Here is a 16,658-nt window from a genome sequence, read left to right as displayed (position 1 = left end):
ACAGGCACCAGGAATGTCCCACAGCCGGCCCTGGCCGGCATCACACAGAACCATCCGGCTCGTACTCAAACAATGGAGTTTTCATGAAATTCGGGAAGAAGACCGCCTTCGCAGCCCTCGTGGCCGCTTCCGCGCTCGTGTTCGCCGGCTGTGCCGGCGGTGGCGGCGACGTCATCGAGGAAGGCTCCGGCAGCGGCAGCGGCAGCGGCGACGGCGAGATGTACATCGCGCTCGTCTCGAAGGGCTTCCAGCACCAGTTCTGGCAGGCCGTGAAGAAGGGTGCGGAGCAGAAGGCCGAGGAGCTCGGCGTGAAGATCACGTTCGAGGGCCCCGCCGCGGAGACCGAGATCGCGCAGCAGCTCGAGATGCTGACCGCCGCGATCGACAAGAACCCCGACGCCATCGCCTACGCCGCGCTCGACCCCGAGGCGTGCGTCGCCCCGCTCGAGCAGGCGAAGTCGAAGGACATCCCGGTGGTCTACTTCGACGCCCCGTGCGACGGCGACGTGGGCCTGAGCCTCTCCGCGACCGACAGCAAGGTCGCCGGTGCGCTCGCGGCCGAGCACATGGCCGAGCTGATCGGCGGCGAGGGGCAGGTCGCGATCGTCGGCCACTCGCAGATCAACTCGACCGGTGTCGAGCGTCGCGACGGCTTCGTCGAGAAGATCGAGTCGGACTACCCCGACATCGAGATCGTCGACATCCAGTACGGTGACGGCGACCACCTCAAGTCGGCCGACATCGCCAAGACGCTGATCGCCGCCCACCCCGACCTCAAGGGCATCTACGGCACCAACGAGGGCTCCGCGATCGGTGTCGTGAACGCCGTCAACGAACTGGGCCTGGAGAAGGGCAAGATCACCATCGTCGGCTTCGACTCCGGCGCCGCGCAGATCAACGCGATCAAGGACGGCACCATGGCCGGCGCCATCACGCAGGACCCGATCGGCATCGGCGCGCAGGTCGTGCAGGCCGCATACGACGCCGCGAACGGCGACGACGTCGAGGAGTTCTACGACACCGGTTCCTACTGGTACGACAAGAACAACATCGACGACGACAAGATCGCCGCGGTGCTCTACGAGTGACACCCCGCTGAACCACGGAGCCCCTCGCCTTGCGGCGGGGGGCTTCGTGTTTCCGGGACGGGAGGATCATCAGGACAGGATCTGACCGCGGTGCACGGCATCCTGTGCGGAACGAAAGGATGCACCATGCCCACACCTGCTCCCGTTCCTGCCGGGTCGAACACCGTCAACCCCTTCCTCATGACCGACGATGCCGCCCGCATCATCGATTTCGTGATCGAGGTCTTCGACGCCTCGGATGTGCCCCAGGCGCGAACGCTCGACACCGACGGCCTGATCCTGCATTCCGAGCTGCGCATCGGGGACTCGATGATCACGGTCGCCGACCGCAAGCCGGACTGGCCGTTCACCCCCGGGTTCCTCCAGGTGTACGTCGTCGACGTGGAGGCGACGCTGGCGCGGGCCGTCGCCCTCGGCGCCCGCGTCGTGACCACACCGACCGACTTCTTCGGTGACACGCTCGCGCGGTTCGTCGACCCCTCGGGCAACCTCTGGTGGGTCTACCGGCACGCCGCCCAGGAGCAGACCGACGACACGAGCGGTGAAGACGAGGCCTGGTCCACGGATGGCGCCGACACCGCCGAGGACTGGTCGAGTTTCACATCGCCGGAGTTGGACTACATCCACGAGAGCCTGGTCCAGGCGATCGCATCGCTCCGGGACCCGCGACTGCCGAGCTGAAGGGATTGCAGCCGTGTTGTTGATCCTCGCGCAGGTGCCCGTTGCCGAGTCGAACCGCCCAGCGGAGGTCGAAGGACATCCCGGCGGTCTCCTTCGACGCTCCGTGCGACGGCGACGGACGGGAGTCAGCAGCCGGCTGCGGTGGGCTGCTCGTCGCAGGTGTAGCGGACGAGAGCGGACGTGGCCTCGTAGATGCGGATGCTCTGGGCGGGCCCGGCGACCGAGAGCTCTCCCGCGACGGGGAACCAGCCGTTGCCCAGGTCGACCTCTGCCGTGTAGCGGACCGTGGTGACGGCGGTGTAGGTGCCGCGGTCGCGGTAGACGTGGCTCGTCGGAGTCGGGGTGAACTGCGGCTGGTGGGCGGTGGCCCAGGTGCGGCCCCCGGTGGCGGTGGTGGCGCTGGTGCCGTCGCCGAACGTGGTGTCGAACGCGACGGGGGTGAAGCGCACCGTGACGGCCAGGTCGAGGATGGTGCCCTGCTGCGTGTGCGCGGTCGCGGCGGTGACGAAGTTCGTCGGAAGCCCGGCGACCCCGACCCCACCCGGCTCGGCCGCCGTGGCGACCGGTTCGGGAGCGAACCGGGCGAGATCCGAGATGGTGAGCGGGTCGCCGTCGGCGCTGGTGACACGGACACCGTAGATCCCGCACGAAGCCTTGTACGGGTACTGCACGGCGGCGCACGGGTCGGCCGGCTTCGGCGCGGCGCTGCCGTTCTTCCGACCGCGGGGAGCGGTGGTGCCACGCGGTGCGGGGGTGGTCTGCGTCGCGGTGACGGTGAGCTGTCGTCCCTCTGCGCCTGCCATGAACGACGTGCCCGCGGTTGATTCGCCGTCGTCGTGATCCGACGCTGAAGCAAGCAGGCAACAGGCCAAGGCGACGGAGGCGATCAGCCGCATGACGAGTCATCTGCCTTCGATGCGCGGGAGATCAGATATGCGTCGTCGGACCAGACGAACGTCACATCTGCCACATAGATCGGCGCTCGATCCTGCGCCACTCTGGACGCTCCGCGTGCATCGACGATCTGGACCGAGCTGACGTCGACACAGATGCGGGCGCGGACCTCGTCGTATGTGGCCGTCGTTCGAAGGGGGTGAAATGCCACGACGGTATTCGCGCCCGAGACTGTCAGTTCCTCGGCGTGCATCACGGAGAGGTTCTTGCGATCCACTGCTTGGAAGTCGCCCGTCGTTCTCTCAAAGACGGCCTCAAAAGTGTGTGGGTCCGCAAAGTCCACGAGGTTCAGGGCGTCGTTGTAGGCGCGATACGTGGCCTCGGCGGCGGCGAAGGCGTCCTTCTTCGAGGCGAACAGCGGGGTCGGCGTCGGAGACGGGGAGGGTTTCGGATCGGCAGTGCAGCCGGTGAGCAGGACGAGGGAGACGGCGAGGGCGGCGAGGGAGCGCGTCGAAAGGGAGTGGGGACGAGTCACCGGGCCACGGTACGTGCAACGCCGGCGCGTCGGTCCGGGTTGTCCACAGGAGCCCGCGCGCGCACCTCGGACAGGGGGTCAGACGCGGCGGAGGAAGGTGAGGATCGAGGCCGGCTCGACGATCAGCTCCTGCAGCGCGGCGTTGAACGGGACCCCGGCGGACGCCGCGAGGTGCTCCTGGAACGCGGCCTCGTCGCGGTACACCTCGTATACGAAGAAGCGGTCGGGGTCGTCGACGAGTCGCGTGGCGTCGAACACCACGTTGCCCTCCTCGGCGCGGACGATCTCGGCGAACTCCCGCAGGAGTGCGGCGACCCGGTCGGCTGCCCCGGGCTTCGCGGTGAAGACGGCGTGCAGGATGGTGGGTTCGGTCATGGGGGCTCCTCGGGTGGAGGCGACGAGACGGCGTCGGGCGGCGCGGTCTCAGTGGTCGAGGGTGAGCAGTCGTGCGGGCGTGTGCACGAGCATACGCTGCACGGCCGCATCGCCGACCGCGTCGCGCAGTCGCGGCAGGTACCGGTCGCCGAGGTAGGCGAGCCCGGGCATCCCGCCGTAGGCGATGTACCGCGTGCGCCGGGCGACGTCGCCGCCGAGCACGATGCGGTCGCCCGCGCCGCGTTCCACCACGGCGGCGGTCAGGGCCAGCAGCTCCGCGTCGGATCGGGTGCGCGGACGGGCGAAGCCGTCGTAGCCGAGGTGGGCGCCGCGCTCCGCGAGCGACACGTGAAGTCCGGGGTCGGGGTCGCGGTCGGCGTGGGCGAGCACCACCCGATCGCTCGCCACGCCCTCAGCCGCGAGCAGATCGAGCACCTCGTGCGCCGCCGTGCAGAACTCCAGGTGCACCATGACGGGGGCACCGGTCTCGCGGTGCGCGGCCGCCACCGCGCCGAGGGTCGTGCGCTCGAACGGGCTGATGCGCCAATATTCGATGCCCGCCTTGAGCATCCCCGCGCGCACCGGGGCGCCCGCGGGCGAGGTCGCGACGGGCACGTCGGGTGCGGCGAACACCGCGTCGTCGGAGGCGGGCATGCCGCGGGTGAGGTCCGCCACGAACAGTGCGGACAGCCGCTCCGCGTCCCACACCTGCATCGGGTGGTCGTCGCCGTAGTGGGCTTCGCGGTGCCGCCCCGTGGTCGCGACGATGCCCAGTCCGGTCGCCGCGCTGATGCGGGCCACGGCCTCCGGGTTCCGGGCGAGCCCGAACGGCGTGGCGTCGACCATCGCGTCGAAGCCGCTCGTCTGCAGCGCCGCCGCCTCGTCGCCCGACGCCTGCTCGTCGTCGAGCTCGTCGCCCGGCAGCAGCGGCGACACCTGGAACAGGTGCTCGTGGTAGTTCACGCGCCCGAGCTCCGACGCGTCGACGTCGCCGAGCACCGTGCGCACGACGGGCATCAGCGCACCGACTCCGCTGCCGCGGCCAGCCGCTCCACGGTCTCGGGCGTCAGCTCCAGCTCGAACACGTCGGCCACCACCTGCGACCAGCCGTGGATGAAGTAGCGCCAGCCGTCGACCACGTGCAGGTCGCGCGACGCGCGCTGCGCCTCGGCCTGGTGCAGGAACTCCAGCGACCCGCGGTAGTTGAACTCCCACGCGTACGCGCCCGCGGGGAACACGACCGCGTCGCTGAGCGGCGAGCCGGGACGGTCCTTGCCGAGCCCCGTGGCGTTCGCGATCACGGAACCCGCGGGCGCCGCCGCCACCAGCGCATCGGCCTCCTCCGGCGTCTCCGTCACCACGTAGCGCAGCAGGTCGTCGGCGGTGCCGTGCTGGCGGTGCACCTCGCGCAGGTGGTCGAGCTTGTCCTGCGTTCGCGCGGTCACCGTGATGCGGGCGGGGGCGTCGGTGCGCTCCGCGAGGGCCCAGCTGAGCGCGGTGCCCGAGCCGCCCGCACCCAGGATGACGACCTCCGCCCCGGTGCGGGCGAAGTGGTCGGCGGGCAGGAAGTCGTTCAGGGCGAGGTCGACCGTGATCGGATCCTTCGCGCGGCCCGACAGGCGCGAGCCCCGCTTGGCGATGCTGGAGATCTCGGAGCACGACACCGCGAACGGGTCGAGCTCGTCGAACAGGTCGGACGCCGCCGCGTACACGTTCATCTTGTGCGTGGTCACCAGGGCGCCCCGGTGGTGGGGGTCGTCGCGGATCTGCTCCACCATCGCGCGGTACTGCGCGGGGTCGGCGTCCATCGGCAGGTCGTGGCCCACGAGCCTGCGGGTCGGGAGGTCGAGGATGTCGGCCCAGAGCGGGAACACCTTCATGATCGAGGAGGACGCGGTGGTCACGCCCACGAACCCCATGTAGTCGGCGGTGGCGGTGTCCGCGGCGGGTGCGGCGGTGTCGGCGGTGGTGGTCATCGCATCTCCTGGGGAACGGGCACGGGGTGGGCGGGCTCGGCGCCGCGCAGCACGGCGATCACGTCGTCGAGCGACAGGGAGCCCATGTTGTCGACGGCCTGGGTGGTCTGCGCGCCGAGGTGGGGGGTGACGATCACGCGGTCGACGAGATCGGCCGCGAGCAGCGGGCTGTCGTGGGCGGCGGTGTCGCCGTCGAGCGTGTCGGCCGCGTAGCCGGCGAGCGTGCCGTCGCGCAGGGCCTCGGCCACCGCCTGTTCGTCGACCAGGTCGCCGCGGGCCGTGTTCACCAGCACCGTGCCGCGGCGCATGTCCGCGAGGCGCTCGGCGTCGACCAGCCGCTGTCCGCCCGGCGCGTGCAGGGTGATCACGTCGGCCGCGCGGAACAGCTCGTCGAGCGGGACCGGCTCCGCGCCCTGCGCCCGCACGAGCTCGACGGGAAGGAACGGGTCGGCCGCGAGCACCCGGGAGCCGAAGCCGCTCAGGCGCCGCGCGACACCCTGGCCGATACGGCCGAAGCCCACGATGCCCACGGTCGCGGCGCCGAGCTCGCGGCCGCGCCGCACACCCCAGTCGCCCGCTCGCACCCGGCGGTCGCCGTCTGGCACGAACCGGAGTGCCGCGAGCATGAGTCCCACCGCGTGGTCGGCGACCGCGTCGGCGTTGGCGCCCGGGGTGTTCGTGACGGGGATGCCGCGCTCCCGGGCCGCCGCGAGATCGACGGCCTCGGTGCCCACGCCGTAGCGTGCCACCACCTTGAGCTTCGGTGCCGCGGCGAGGTGCGCCTCGGTCACGGGACCGGTGCCCGCGATCCACGCGTCGGCCCCGTGCAGCAGCGACCGCAGCTCGTCGAGGTCGTGATGCGCGGGCCCGCGGAGGATGCGGTGCCCCGCCCGCGCCGCGCGCTCCACCAGGTCGAGGTCGCCGTCGGAGAACGAGCGACTGGTGACGAGGATGACGCCCATCAGCGCGGCCGTCCGGCGAACCAGGGCGCGAGCGCGGTGTAGGCGTCGGCGAACCGGGCATGCCGTTCGGCGTACACCGCGTGCCGGGCAGGGTCGGGCGTGAACTCGGCCGTGACCTCGCTCAGCGCCCGCGCTGCCGAGAAGTCGGTGAGCCCGAGACCCACGGCTCCGGTGACCGCCGCGCCGAGGCTGTTCGCCTCTTCCACGATCGTGCGCCGCCGCACGGGCACGCCCCACACATCCGCGAGCACGGAGAGGTACACGTCGCTCTGGGCCCCGCCGCCCACCGCGTCGATGCGGTCGATCACGGCGCCCGACTCCCGGAACGCCTGGATGCACGTGAGCAGGTTGAACGCGGTGCCCTCCAGTACCGCCCGCACCAGGTGCGCCCGGCCGTGATGGCGCGCGAGACCCACGAAGGCCCCGCGGGCGTCCGGATCCCACAGCGGAGAGCGCTCGCCGAGCAGATAGGGGAGGAAGTAGAGGTCGTCGGTGTCGACGTCGGCCGAGGCCTCGGCGGTCAGGCGCCCGGTCTCGGGGTGCGCGGGATCGGGCGACAGCGCCTCCGCGATCCACTGCACCGACGCGCCGCCCGCCTGCATGGTGGCCGTCGGGACGAACGAGCCGGGCACGACGTTGTCGAACGTGAAGGTGCGCATGGCCGGGTCGTGCAGCGGGGCATCCGCCGCGAACGAGATCCACGACGAGGTGCCCAGGCAGACATAGGCGCCGTCCTCGGGGGCCACGACGCCGGAGCCGACCGCGGCCAGGGGTCCGTCGCCGCCGCCCATCACCACGCGCACGCCGGTGTGCAGGCCGAGGGCCTCGGCCGCCGCGGGGGTGAGGGGACCTGCGATCTGCGTCGACTCCAGGATCTCGGGGAACAGGGCCGGGTCGAGCCGAGCGGCTGCCAGCACCTCGCTCGACCACGTGCCGGCGGCCTGGTCGTAGGCGTTCATGCCCGAGGCGTCGGAGCGGTCGGTGGCCAGGCGCCCGGTGAGCCGCAGCACGATGAAGTCCTTCGCGACGCACACCCGGCGCACGCGCGCCCACACGTCGGGCTCGTTGTCGCGCACCCACATGATCTTCTCGACCGAGTAGGTGGGGTTCAGGCGGTGACCGAGGATGCCGTACGCCCGCTCGGCGCCGAGCGCGGCCTCGAGCTCGCGCTGCTGCGCCCCGGCGCGGGTGTCGGCCCAGATGATGGCGGGACGCGCGGGCTCGCCGTCGCCGTCGAGCAGCACGGCGCCCATCATCTGCCCGCTCACCACGAGCCCCGCGACGTCGGAGGGCGCGGTGGCCGTGCGTGCGAGCAGGTCGCGGGTGGCGGCGACGACCGCGTTCCACCAGTCGTCGGGGTTCTGCTCGGCGATCCCGCCCGCGGCGAAGTGCGCGGGATACGGCACCGTGACCGCGGCGATCAGGCGGCCGTCGTCATGGTGCAGCGAGGCCTTGTTGCCGGTGGTGCCGAGGTCGTGCGCGATCAGCATGGCCGGAGCCTATTCCGCGTACGGGCGCAGGTCGACGCCGGACTCCGCACGGTAGGCGCGCGAGCCCATGCCGTGCTCCAGCACCCACCCGTAGTCGTGCCCCGCGCCGCCCGGGTAGACGGCGAGGAAGGCGTAGGGCTCGTCGCCGGTGTTGACCGAGCGGTGCGCCCAGCCCGGGGGGATGTAGCCGATGGTGCCGGGGAGCATGTCGAGCCACTCGGTGCGCTCGCCGTCGAACATGAGCAGTCCGCCGCGGCCCTTCAGCGCCAGGTAGATCTCGCCCTGGTGGTCGGGGTGCTGGTGGCCCTTCGTCATCCACAGCTCGCCCGACGTGTCGCCGGGCATGATCGTCGTGATCGACTGCGGCAGCTCGCGGTCGACCTCGGGCACGGGGGAGCTGACGACGGTGTAGACCACCGGGTCGTCGCCCGATGCGGAGGCGGCCCAGGCGTCGTGATCCCGGAACAGGCCCTCGAGGTCGGACATCCGCCGCGTGAGCGTGGGGCCCTCGGGGGAGAGCGTCAGCTTCTCGGCGTCGAAGGCGATGGCCATCGGCGGGATCGGCGGGGTCTGGTACTCGGGCATCGATGCTCCTCGGACGGGATGCTGCGGCGCTGCGCAACCTGTAATGACAAGCTCACTGTACCTGTTATGACAGGTTGCGTCCAGTGCTCGCGTGCGCGGACCCGCGTGCGCGCCTGCGGCATCTCCGGGCGCTCACCGGGCGAGCACGCGCTCCAGATGTTCCCGGCCCTCGCGGATCGCCGCCGCCGTCACGGCCGCCCACCCGGGGTACTCGGCGTGCCCGGCTGGGAGTACGGCGAGCTCGACCTCGCGGGCACCGGCGGCCACGGCGAACTGTCCCTGCGGCGGCACGTACTGGTCCCACAGGGCGGCCTCCACGCGCACCGGCATGCGCGCGAAGCCGATGCTCGTGGAGGAGTCGAACCAGCGCAGCACCTCCCGCGCGTCGGGGTGGCGGCGCACGTGCTGCCGCACGGTCTCGCCGCTGCCGAGGCACCGCACGGCGAGGCGCTCGTCGTACTGCCCGAAGCTCGGCACGATGAGCGTCGCGCCCACGAAGCGCTCGTCCCAGGGCAGCGCCAGCGCACCGATGCCGCCGCCGAAGCTCTCACCGACGTAGTACAGCGGCAGCTCCCCGACGAGGGCGGACAGGGCGTCGGCCGCCAGCCACAGGTCGCGCGCGCAGAGGCCGAGCACGTAGCGCTCCGGGTCGTCGATGCCGGCGAGCACGTGCTCCGCGGTCGACTCGGGTGCGCCCACCCCGGCGTTGAGGGCGCCGAGGCCGCGGGCGACCGGGAAGATCGCCGCGAGGCCCTCGGGCACGCGCGCGAGGTCGACCTCCTCGCGGCCGCCGTAGCCGTGGCTGTGGACGACGCCGGCCCGCGGTCGCCCGTCGAGGGGCTCCACGACCCAGGCCCGCAGACGCACGCCGTCGACGCCGCTGTGCTCGACCACCGACACCCTCCGCCCGTGCTCGACCGCCGACGACAGCACGACGGGAGCCGCGTCCACCGCGGCGGTCTCACGGCGCCAGCGCCGCCACCGCTCCGCGAACCCCGGCGGCGCGGGCGCGGGCGCGACCGCGCGGAGGTCGGCCTCGGTGCGTCCGTAGCGGCCGTCGAACGCGGCAGCGGGGAACCAGGTGGCGTAGGGCTCGGGGAGGGTCATGCGACGTCGGGGATCCTGTTCCGGGAGTGGGGCGGGCGGGGGTGCGTCGACCGCGGCGGGCCGTGGGGGCGCGTGGCAGACTGGAGGCCCCACCGGAAGGAGACCGCGTGCTGGTCACGGAGCGACGCGAGCGCATCCTCGCCCTCACCCGCGACCGCGGTACGGCCTCCATCGGCGAACTCGCCGCCACGCTGCAGGTGAGCGAGATGACGGTGCGGCGCGACATCGACCAGCTCGCCGAGGAAGGCGCCGTCGAGCGCATCCGCGGGGGCGTGCGCGTGCGCGGCCCGCAGCGGCTGCTCCCGGCTCCCGCGATCTCGGACGAGCGGCGCGCGATCGTCGCCGCGGCCGCCGCGCTCGTGGAGCCCGGCATGGCCGTCGGCATCTCCGGGGGAGCCACCGCGCTCGCCCTGGCCCGCGCGCTCGTGCAGGTCCCCGAGCTCACGGTCGTCACCAACGCGCTCCCGGTGTCCGACCTCTTCTCGCCGCCCGAACGCGCCGACGCGCCCTACACGCAGACCGTCGTGCTCACCGGGGGCGTCCGCACGCCGTCGCAGGCCCTCGTCGGCCCCGTGGCCGTGCGCGCGCTCGAGCACCTGCACTGCGACCTCGTCTTCCTCGACGCGCACGGCCTCGACGTGCAGGCGGGCATGACCACGATGAACCTGCTCGAGGCCGAGACGAACCGCGCGCTCATGGCCGCCGGCCGCGAGGTCGTGGTGCTCGCCGAGCACGACCGCTGGGGCGTGGTCGGTCTCACGACGGTGGCCGACCTCAGCGACATCGACCGTCTCATCACCGACGACGGGCTCGACGACGCGGCCAGGGAGGCGCTCGACGCCCACGTCGGAACCCTGCACCTCGCACCGCGCGACGCCGGCGACGAGCGGGCGCTCGCCACGGCCCTGGCGGACTGAGTCCGCGACGGTCATCGAGCCGTGCTCGCCCGACGGACGAGCCGGGCATCGACGGTCACGTGCCGCACCGGGAGGTCGGCTCCGGGCGGGGCGGCGATCTGACGCTCCAGCTCGGTGAACGCGGCATCGACGAGCTTCTCGTGGTCGGGGGCGATCGTCGTGAGCGCGGGGACCGCGAAGCGCGCGGCGCGGATGTCGTCGATCCCCACCACCGCGACGTCGGCCGGCACCCGTCGCCCCCGCGCCTGCAGGGCAGCGAGGGCGCCGAGGGCCACCGAGTCGTTCGAGCACACGAGGCCGTCGAGGTCGGAGATCGCGGCGGCCATGGCGCCCGCCACCCGCTCGCCCTCCTCCGCCGTGAACGCATCGACCTGCGCGGTGAGGACGGGGTCGGCGGGAAGCCCCGCGGCCGCGAGGGCCTCCAGGTATCCGGTGTGCCGCCGGTCCGCCGCATCCGAGGGGCGCGCGTCGCGGCGCCCGACGAAGCCGATGCGACGACAGCCGACCGCCAGGAGATGCTCGGTGGCCGTGAACGCCGCCGCGCGGTTGTCGATCGTCACGTGCGTGAACGGGCTCACCTGGATGTGCTCGCCCAGCAGCACGAGCGGGCCCGGCGACGTGCGGCGGGTGAGGTCGGCCACCGTGAGGGAGCGCGGGATGTGGATGAGACCGTCGATCGGCGGGAGCCCCACACCGTTCGCGACGTCGATCTCGCGGCCGTGGTCGCCCTCGGTCTGGACGATGAGCACGGCGAGACCGCGCTCATCGGCGGCGCGCACGATGCGCGACCCCAGCTCGGCGAAGTAGGGCTCCTCCAGGTGCGGCACCGCGAGCGCGATGAGGCCCGTGCGGGTGGCGCGCGCGGCGGGGAGCACGCGGCCGCCGGGCGAGGTGGTCACCTGCGGCCTCCTGGAGGGACGACGGTCGCCGCCGTGCCGGCGGATGCCCTTCACGTTAGCGCTCTCCGTCACGATTGCACCCGGAACGCGACGACCCTGGCCTCCGCGGCCCCGTTCGTGCGCTCCACCACGAGGCGCGCCGCGGTGAACGGCCCGAGGTCGGCGGGGAGCGGGTGCACCCGCAGTCGATGGCGGTTGTCGTGCTCCTCGGCGACCACGCGCCACTCGCCCGCACCGGGCGCCTGCACCTCGACGCGGTAGTCGCGCACGAGCGGGGGCATCACCTCGTCGGGGCTGCGGTGGTGGTGCAGCGTGTTGAGCTCGAGGTCGACGTCGTCGTCGAACACCAGACGCACCTCCGCGGCCTCGACGGGGTGCTCCCAGTCCAGCCGGAGCCAGGCGGGCCCGTCCGCCGCGGGGTCCGACGCCCACAGGTGGGGTCCGCCGAAGGGCCGGTTGTACCCCGACGTCGCCCGCTCCGGGGCCAGCGCCTCCGAGGGCGGGCTCGTGCGGAACACGGGGCTGCGTCCGCGCAGGGGCTTCGTCGGCCACTGCACCAGCAGGCCGTCGCGGTCGACCTCGACGTTGCGGTCGTCGTTGTCGACGCGGTGCACCAGCGTGAGCACGCCGGGCGGCAGCGGAGACGTCAGGTGCGCGTGCACGCCGGGGGCGGCCCTCACCACGACGATCGCGTTCTGGGCCTCGTCCGGGGCGAACGGGGTGTCCGCGCGCACCCACGAGGGTCCGCCGGCCGGAACCTCCACCACGGTGCGGTGCTCGAGCCGCGCGGGCACGACGTTCTGCGGGCGACCCGTCGACCACACCTCGACGGTGACCTGCGTGTTGGCCTCGGCGGAGAGCAGGAGCTCGGTCGTCTCCAGTCGCGGATGCACCGGAACCACGATGCCGAGGTCTTCGACGAGCGCGTGCGGGACGGCGTCCGCGGTGGCGCTCGCCGCGGTGCCGATGGTGCGCAGCGTGCTGGAGGCGGTCACGGCCGCGGTGCGGGCGAGGTCGGAGTCGTCCTCGTTGGCGACGCCGATGAGGCTGGCGTCGGCGCGCAGCAGCGTCTGGCGCAGCTCCGCGCGGTGCTGCTCGTACAGCTCGCGCGGGGTGGCGTCGAACGCATAGCAGAGGGCGGCGGCGGTGCCCGCGGCCTCACCCATCGCGGCGCAGGTGGCCATGACCCGCGCGGCACCGAACGCGATGTGCGTCGCGGAGATGTCGCGACCGGCCATGAGCAGGTTGTCGACGTTGACGGAGTACAGCGACCGGAACGGGATCTCGAACACCCCGTCGGAGAAGCGCTGCACCGCGCCGGCGCCCGTCGCGTACATGCCCTCGGCGGGGTGCAGGTCGATGGACCAGCCGCCGAACGCGATGCCGTCGTCGAACGACGTCTGCTCCAGGATGTCCTGCTGGCGCAGCGTGTAGTCGCCGATGAAGCGGCGGTACTCGCGCTTGCCGGGGATGTTCCCGATCCACTCCAGGGTGAGGGTGTCGGCGTCGAACTCGCCGGAGTTCTTGATGTGGTCCCAGATGCCCAGGATCACCGAGCGCAGCTCGTCGCGGATCGCCTCGTTGTCGTCGACGATGTCGAGCGTGCCACCCCATTCGATCCACCAGTAGTGGGCGCCGCTGTCGCCGCTGCGGATGATGCGGGAGGACGGGATCGGCGTCGTCGAGATGTCCTTCGCGCTCTCGGGGGCGACGTACTTGACCGGGTGCCCGAGGTCCTTCGTGTAGAACAGCAGCGTCGAGCCGAGGAACTCCCGCACCGGCTGCTCGGGGGCCCAGTCCTCGCCGAACTCGCTCCTGCTCTCCTTGCCGAGCCGGTGCCGCGCACCGACCAGGCGCCCCACCAGGCCGTCGCCCGTGCAGTCGATGAACAGCGGTGCACGGAACACCGTGCGGATCTCCGAGCCCATCGTCCACCCGGTGACCGACCGGACCCGACGGGCGTCGTCGGGTCCGGTGGCCTCGGCCTCGAGCACCTCGGTGTTGAGGAAGAGGGTGAGGTGGGGCTCCCGGCGCACGATGTCGAGCACCACGTCGTCCCAGTACACCGGGTTGCCCTCGGGGTTGCGGTACTGGTTTTCGCGGTACATCTCGCCGATGATCCCGGTCTCGCGCGCCCAGCGCTGATTGCCGTGCGCGGTCGCCCCGCACACCCACACCCGCACCTCCGACGAGGAGTTGCCGCCGAGCACCGGCCGGTTGTTGATCAGCACGGTACGTCGGCCGAGGCGGGCGGCCGCGACGGCGGCGCTCACTCCGGCGAGGCCGCCGCCGACGACGATGATGTCGGCTTCGACGGTCTGGGTGCGCATGGGGGTCCTTTCGGGGGTGGGGAGAGGGGGCGCCGCTCAGAGGGCGGCTGCGGAGGCGGCGGTGGTCACGAGCCCGTGTCCGTGCAGCCGCCGGCGTCGCCGCGCAGGGCGGACACGATCGCGGCGAGGGAGGTGCCGCCCTGCTGCCCGTCGCGCGGCACCTCGGCGTGGCGGAGGGTGCCGCCGCCCGGAACCGCGGGTGCGCTCAGGTACACCACATCGGTGCCGTCATCGCGCGTGGCCGCCCGGAGGCGCTGCTGCCCGGTGACCGGGTCGCCGACGGCCTCGACCGCCCAGCCTGACGCGCCGGACGTGTGCGACAGCAGCACCGTCTGCGTGCGGGTCACTCCGCAGTCCTGCACCGACACCACGGCGTAGACACGGGTCTCGGAGCCCGCGGTCGTGGTGTCCAGCGCGGCGATCGTCTGCACGCCGCTGCCGAGGGCGCCGGTGTCCACGAGGGTCTCGCTCGTCCAGGCCGAGCCGTTCCAGGTGGCCCAGCGCACGTCGAAGTCGTTCTCGGTCGTGTCGGCGTAGCGGTACGTGACACCGACCAGCGCGCCGTCGGCGATCGCCATCTTCGCGGTTTGCACGGCGGGCACGGCGTCGCCGATGGTCTCGCCCTGCTCGTACCCGCGCCACACGACCGCCCCGGGGGTGTCCGGACGGATCGGGGTGGGCAGGGCCTGGCCGGCGACGTCGCGGAAGCCGCCCGTGGCCGGGTCGTACACCGCGTACGAGCCGAGGTGACGGTAGGGGTCGGCGGGCCAGGGCCCCCACTCCCACAGCACGTGCACCCTGCCGTCGGCATCGACCTCGAGGTCGTCCGGGTAGAAGGAGTGGTTGACGGCGGCGGCGATCACGGTCTCGCGGGCCCACGTGCCGACGGCGGGATCGTAGTGGTACAGCACGCCGTCCCTGCGGGCCTGCGGGTCGGCGCCGACGCGGACCATGAGCCATACGTCCCCGTCCGCGCCCTGGGCGGTCACCGGGTACGAGATCGCGGCACCGGCGTCGGGCATCTCGGCGCTGACGTCGACGAGCGAGGTGACGTCGAACGGCGTCGTGGAGCGGAAGTACTTCCAGGGCTCGTGGTGCATCGACACGAACGCGTGGATGTGTCCGTCCCCGTCGACGGCGAGCGACGGCTGGTTGTGGCCGTTGTCGTCGTCGTACTCGGCGCAGACGCCCGTGGCGAGCTTCAGGCACCCCGAGGTCCACGTGCCGTCCGCGGTGCGCACGGCGACGTTCACCCGGTGCTTCGCGGCGACCGAGCCCGGCACGTTGTAGGCGAAGAAGGTGCGGTCGCCGACGACGACGAGCGGGTTCCACCAGCCGGACTGGTTGGAGCTGTCGACCGTGACGGGCAGGGTCTCGACGGTGGTGGTCGTGACGTCGGCCTGTGCGGGCACGGCGAGCGCGACGGCGGCGACCACGGCGGCGACGGCGGCGCCGGTCTTCGAGCGGAAGGACATGGCGGCGGCCTCAGCCCAGCAGCTTCTGCGCTTCGTCGCCGGCCTGGGACATGGCGTCCTTGGCGCTCTGCTGGCCCACGAGCACGGCCTGCACGCGGTCGGCGATGGCGGTCTCGATCTGCGCGTACTGGGGGAACTGCCAGAACGGGTTGGTGGTGGCGGTCGCGGTGATCTTCTCCGCGAAGCGGGCACCGAACGCATCGGACGAGACGACCTCGGACGTCTGGGCCTCTTCGGTCACGGGCGGCAGGCCCCGCAGCTCGTAGTCGCCGAGCACGGCGTCGAGGTCGCTCGTGGCCCACTGCCCGAAGTCGGCGGCGGTGCGCGCGCTGTCGCCCTCGCCTCCGCCGACGATCGCGATCGCACCGCCCCAGACGAGCGCGCGCGGGGTGTCGACCTTCTTCAGGACCGGCCGCGACTCGGGCACGAGCTTGGACGCGAGGTCCGGGTCCGGCGAGTCCTTGGTGACGGAGCCGCGGCCCACCGGGGCGTCGTCGTAGATGGCGGCACGCCCCTGCGCGAACAGGGAGCGGGCGTCGAAGCGGTCGACGTCGGCGGCGATGAGGCCCTGGTCGTACAGCGACTTGTACCAGGACACCGCCTCGATGCTCGCGTCGTCGCCGATCGTGACCTCGCCGTCCTTGACGAGGTCGCTGCCGAAGGTCTGCATCCAGATGAGGATGTCTTTGAGCTGGGCGGCCTTGGTGGAGGCGGCGTAGGGGATGAGCCCGCCGCCGAGACCCTTGAGCTTCTTCAGCGACGACTCGAAGTCGTCGACCGTGGTCGGGAACTGCGAGATGCCGGCCTTGTCGAGGATCTCGGAATTGGTGATGAGGCCGATCGCGCCGATGGTCCACGGGAACGCGTACTGCACGCCGTCGAGCTGAGTGGCCTCGAGGCTGGAGGCCGTGTAGCCGCGGTCCTTCGTGAGCGCCGAGACGTCTTCGAGCTTGCCGAGGGCGGCGAGGGAGGCGAGCCAGGCGACGTCGACGTGGGCGGCGCCCGTGAACTGCCCGCCGCGCACCTGCAGCATGAGCTGCTTGAAGTACTCGTTGTAGGGGAACGACACCTCGGTGATGCCGACCTTCTGGGCGCTGGTGTAGCCCTCCAGCAGGGCGCGGGTGGCCGGGGCCGCGGCCTCTTCGGTGAGCGACCAGCTCGAGAACGAGAAGTCGGTGGCGGTGAAGTCGCCGGTGCCGAAGGCGGAGCCGGCGGACGACGCGGGGCTGGTGGAGCCGCTGCCGCCGCCGCTCGGCATGCAGCCGGCGAGCAGGAGGCCGGCGGCGCCGAGCCCGGCGAACTGGAGGAGCTGGCGACGGGAGACGGTGGTGTTCTCGGACATGG

At 72.3% G+C, this 16,658-nt stretch carries 16 protein-coding genes; 3 read left to right on the top strand and 13 right to left on the bottom strand.

Features of this window, described 5'->3' with window-relative positions:
* The first annotated feature begins 83 nt into the window (after positions 1 to 83).
* Complete coding sequence (locus ACWGQ1_RS16450) at positions 84 to 1,088, top strand: ABC transporter substrate-binding protein (RefSeq protein WP_136029478.1); 1,005 nt, start codon at positions 84 to 86, stop codon at positions 1,086 to 1,088.
* A 126-nt stretch (positions 1,089 to 1,214) separates the two neighbouring features.
* A complete protein-coding gene (locus ACWGQ1_RS16445; RefSeq protein ID WP_136029480.1) occupies positions 1,215 to 1,769 on the top strand; it encodes a VOC family protein in 555 nt (184 codons plus the stop codon).
* Between the two features lie 125 nt (positions 1,770 to 1,894).
* Here ACWGQ1_RS16445 and ACWGQ1_RS16440 read toward each other — a convergent pair whose 3' ends face one another.
* The 9 genes from ACWGQ1_RS16440 to ACWGQ1_RS16400 all read right to left on the bottom strand — a co-directional run bounded on the left by ACWGQ1_RS16440 (position 1,895) and on the right by ACWGQ1_RS16400 (position 9,693).
* Positions 1,895 to 2,572, bottom strand: a complete 678-nt coding sequence (locus ACWGQ1_RS16440; protein WP_452313373.1) for a hypothetical protein — start codon at positions 2,570 to 2,572, stop codon at positions 1,895 to 1,897.
* 83 nt (positions 2,573 to 2,655) lie between these two features.
* Complete coding sequence (locus ACWGQ1_RS16435; RefSeq protein WP_452313372.1) at positions 2,656 to 3,198, bottom strand: hypothetical protein; 543 nt, start codon at positions 3,196 to 3,198, stop codon at positions 2,656 to 2,658.
* Positions 3,199 to 3,276: 78 nt separating this feature from the next.
* Positions 3,277 to 3,573, bottom strand: coding sequence for a putative quinol monooxygenase (locus ACWGQ1_RS16430; RefSeq protein ID WP_136029484.1), 297 nt, complete (start codon positions 3,571 to 3,573; stop codon positions 3,277 to 3,279).
* A 48-nt stretch (positions 3,574 to 3,621) separates the two neighbouring features.
* Entirely contained in the window at positions 3,622 to 4,590 is a 969-nt protein-coding gene (locus ACWGQ1_RS16425; RefSeq protein ID WP_452313371.1) for a phosphotriesterase family protein, read from the bottom strand.
* Positions 4,590 to 5,549, bottom strand: coding sequence for a shikimate dehydrogenase family protein (locus tag ACWGQ1_RS16420; RefSeq protein ID WP_452313370.1), 960 nt, complete (start codon positions 5,547 to 5,549; stop codon positions 4,590 to 4,592). Before ACWGQ1_RS16420 ends, ACWGQ1_RS16425 begins: the two co-directional genes overlap by 1 nt.
* Entirely contained in the window at positions 5,546 to 6,511 is a 966-nt protein-coding gene (locus tag ACWGQ1_RS16415) for a phosphoglycerate dehydrogenase (RefSeq protein WP_206252555.1), read from the bottom strand. The genes ACWGQ1_RS16420 and ACWGQ1_RS16415 overlap by 4 nt, the downstream gene beginning before the upstream one ends.
* Complete coding sequence (gene xylB / locus ACWGQ1_RS16410) at positions 6,511 to 8,001, bottom strand: xylulokinase (protein WP_136035453.1); 1,491 nt, start codon at positions 7,999 to 8,001, stop codon at positions 6,511 to 6,513. The genes ACWGQ1_RS16415 and xylB overlap by 1 nt, the downstream gene beginning before the upstream one ends.
* A 9-nt stretch (positions 8,002 to 8,010) precedes the next feature.
* The gene (locus tag ACWGQ1_RS16405; RefSeq protein ID WP_206252559.1) at positions 8,011 to 8,586 is read right to left on the bottom strand and encodes a glucose-6-phosphate isomerase family protein; all 576 of its coding nucleotides are present in this window, start codon (positions 8,584 to 8,586) and stop codon (positions 8,011 to 8,013) included.
* Between the two features lie 132 nt (positions 8,587 to 8,718).
* A complete protein-coding gene (locus ACWGQ1_RS16400) occupies positions 8,719 to 9,693 on the bottom strand; it encodes an acetylxylan esterase (protein WP_452313369.1) in 975 nt (324 codons plus the stop codon).
* Positions 9,694 to 9,800: 107 nt separating this feature from the next.
* Between ACWGQ1_RS16400 and ACWGQ1_RS16395 the strand changes: the two genes are divergently transcribed.
* A complete protein-coding gene (locus ACWGQ1_RS16395) occupies positions 9,801 to 10,610 on the top strand; it encodes a DeoR/GlpR family DNA-binding transcription regulator (protein ID WP_136029496.1) in 810 nt (269 codons plus the stop codon).
* 11 nt (positions 10,611 to 10,621) lie between these two features.
* On the opposite strand, the gene ACWGQ1_RS16390 is transcribed toward ACWGQ1_RS16395, so the two are convergent.
* The 4 genes from ACWGQ1_RS16390 to ACWGQ1_RS16375 form a co-directional block, all read right to left on the bottom strand.
* Positions 10,622 to 11,509, bottom strand: coding sequence for a LacI family DNA-binding transcriptional regulator (locus ACWGQ1_RS16390; protein ID WP_240744503.1), 888 nt, complete (start codon positions 11,507 to 11,509; stop codon positions 10,622 to 10,624).
* Between the two features lie 68 nt (positions 11,510 to 11,577).
* Positions 11,578 to 13,839 carry an FAD-dependent oxidoreductase gene (locus ACWGQ1_RS16385; protein ID WP_452313368.1) on the bottom strand — a complete coding sequence of 754 codons (2,262 nt, stop codon included), beginning with the start codon at positions 13,837 to 13,839 and terminating at the stop codon, positions 11,578 to 11,580.
* A gap of 65 nt (positions 13,840 to 13,904) precedes the next feature.
* Positions 13,905 to 15,314: a BNR-4 repeat-containing protein gene (locus tag ACWGQ1_RS16380; RefSeq protein WP_378802866.1), complete on the bottom strand. Its 1,410-nt coding sequence runs from the start codon at positions 15,312 to 15,314 to the stop codon at positions 13,905 to 13,907.
* Positions 15,315 to 15,324: 10 nt separating this feature from the next.
* A complete protein-coding gene (locus ACWGQ1_RS16375; RefSeq protein WP_452313367.1) occupies positions 15,325 to 16,656 on the bottom strand; it encodes an ABC transporter substrate-binding protein in 1,332 nt (443 codons plus the stop codon).
* Positions 16,657 to 16,658 lie beyond the last annotated feature (2 nt).

It is taken from the genome of Microbacterium sp. NPDC055599 (assembly GCF_053618975.1).
Note: the sequence above shows the minus strand (reverse complement) of the source record. Positions and strands in the feature narration are given on the sequence as shown.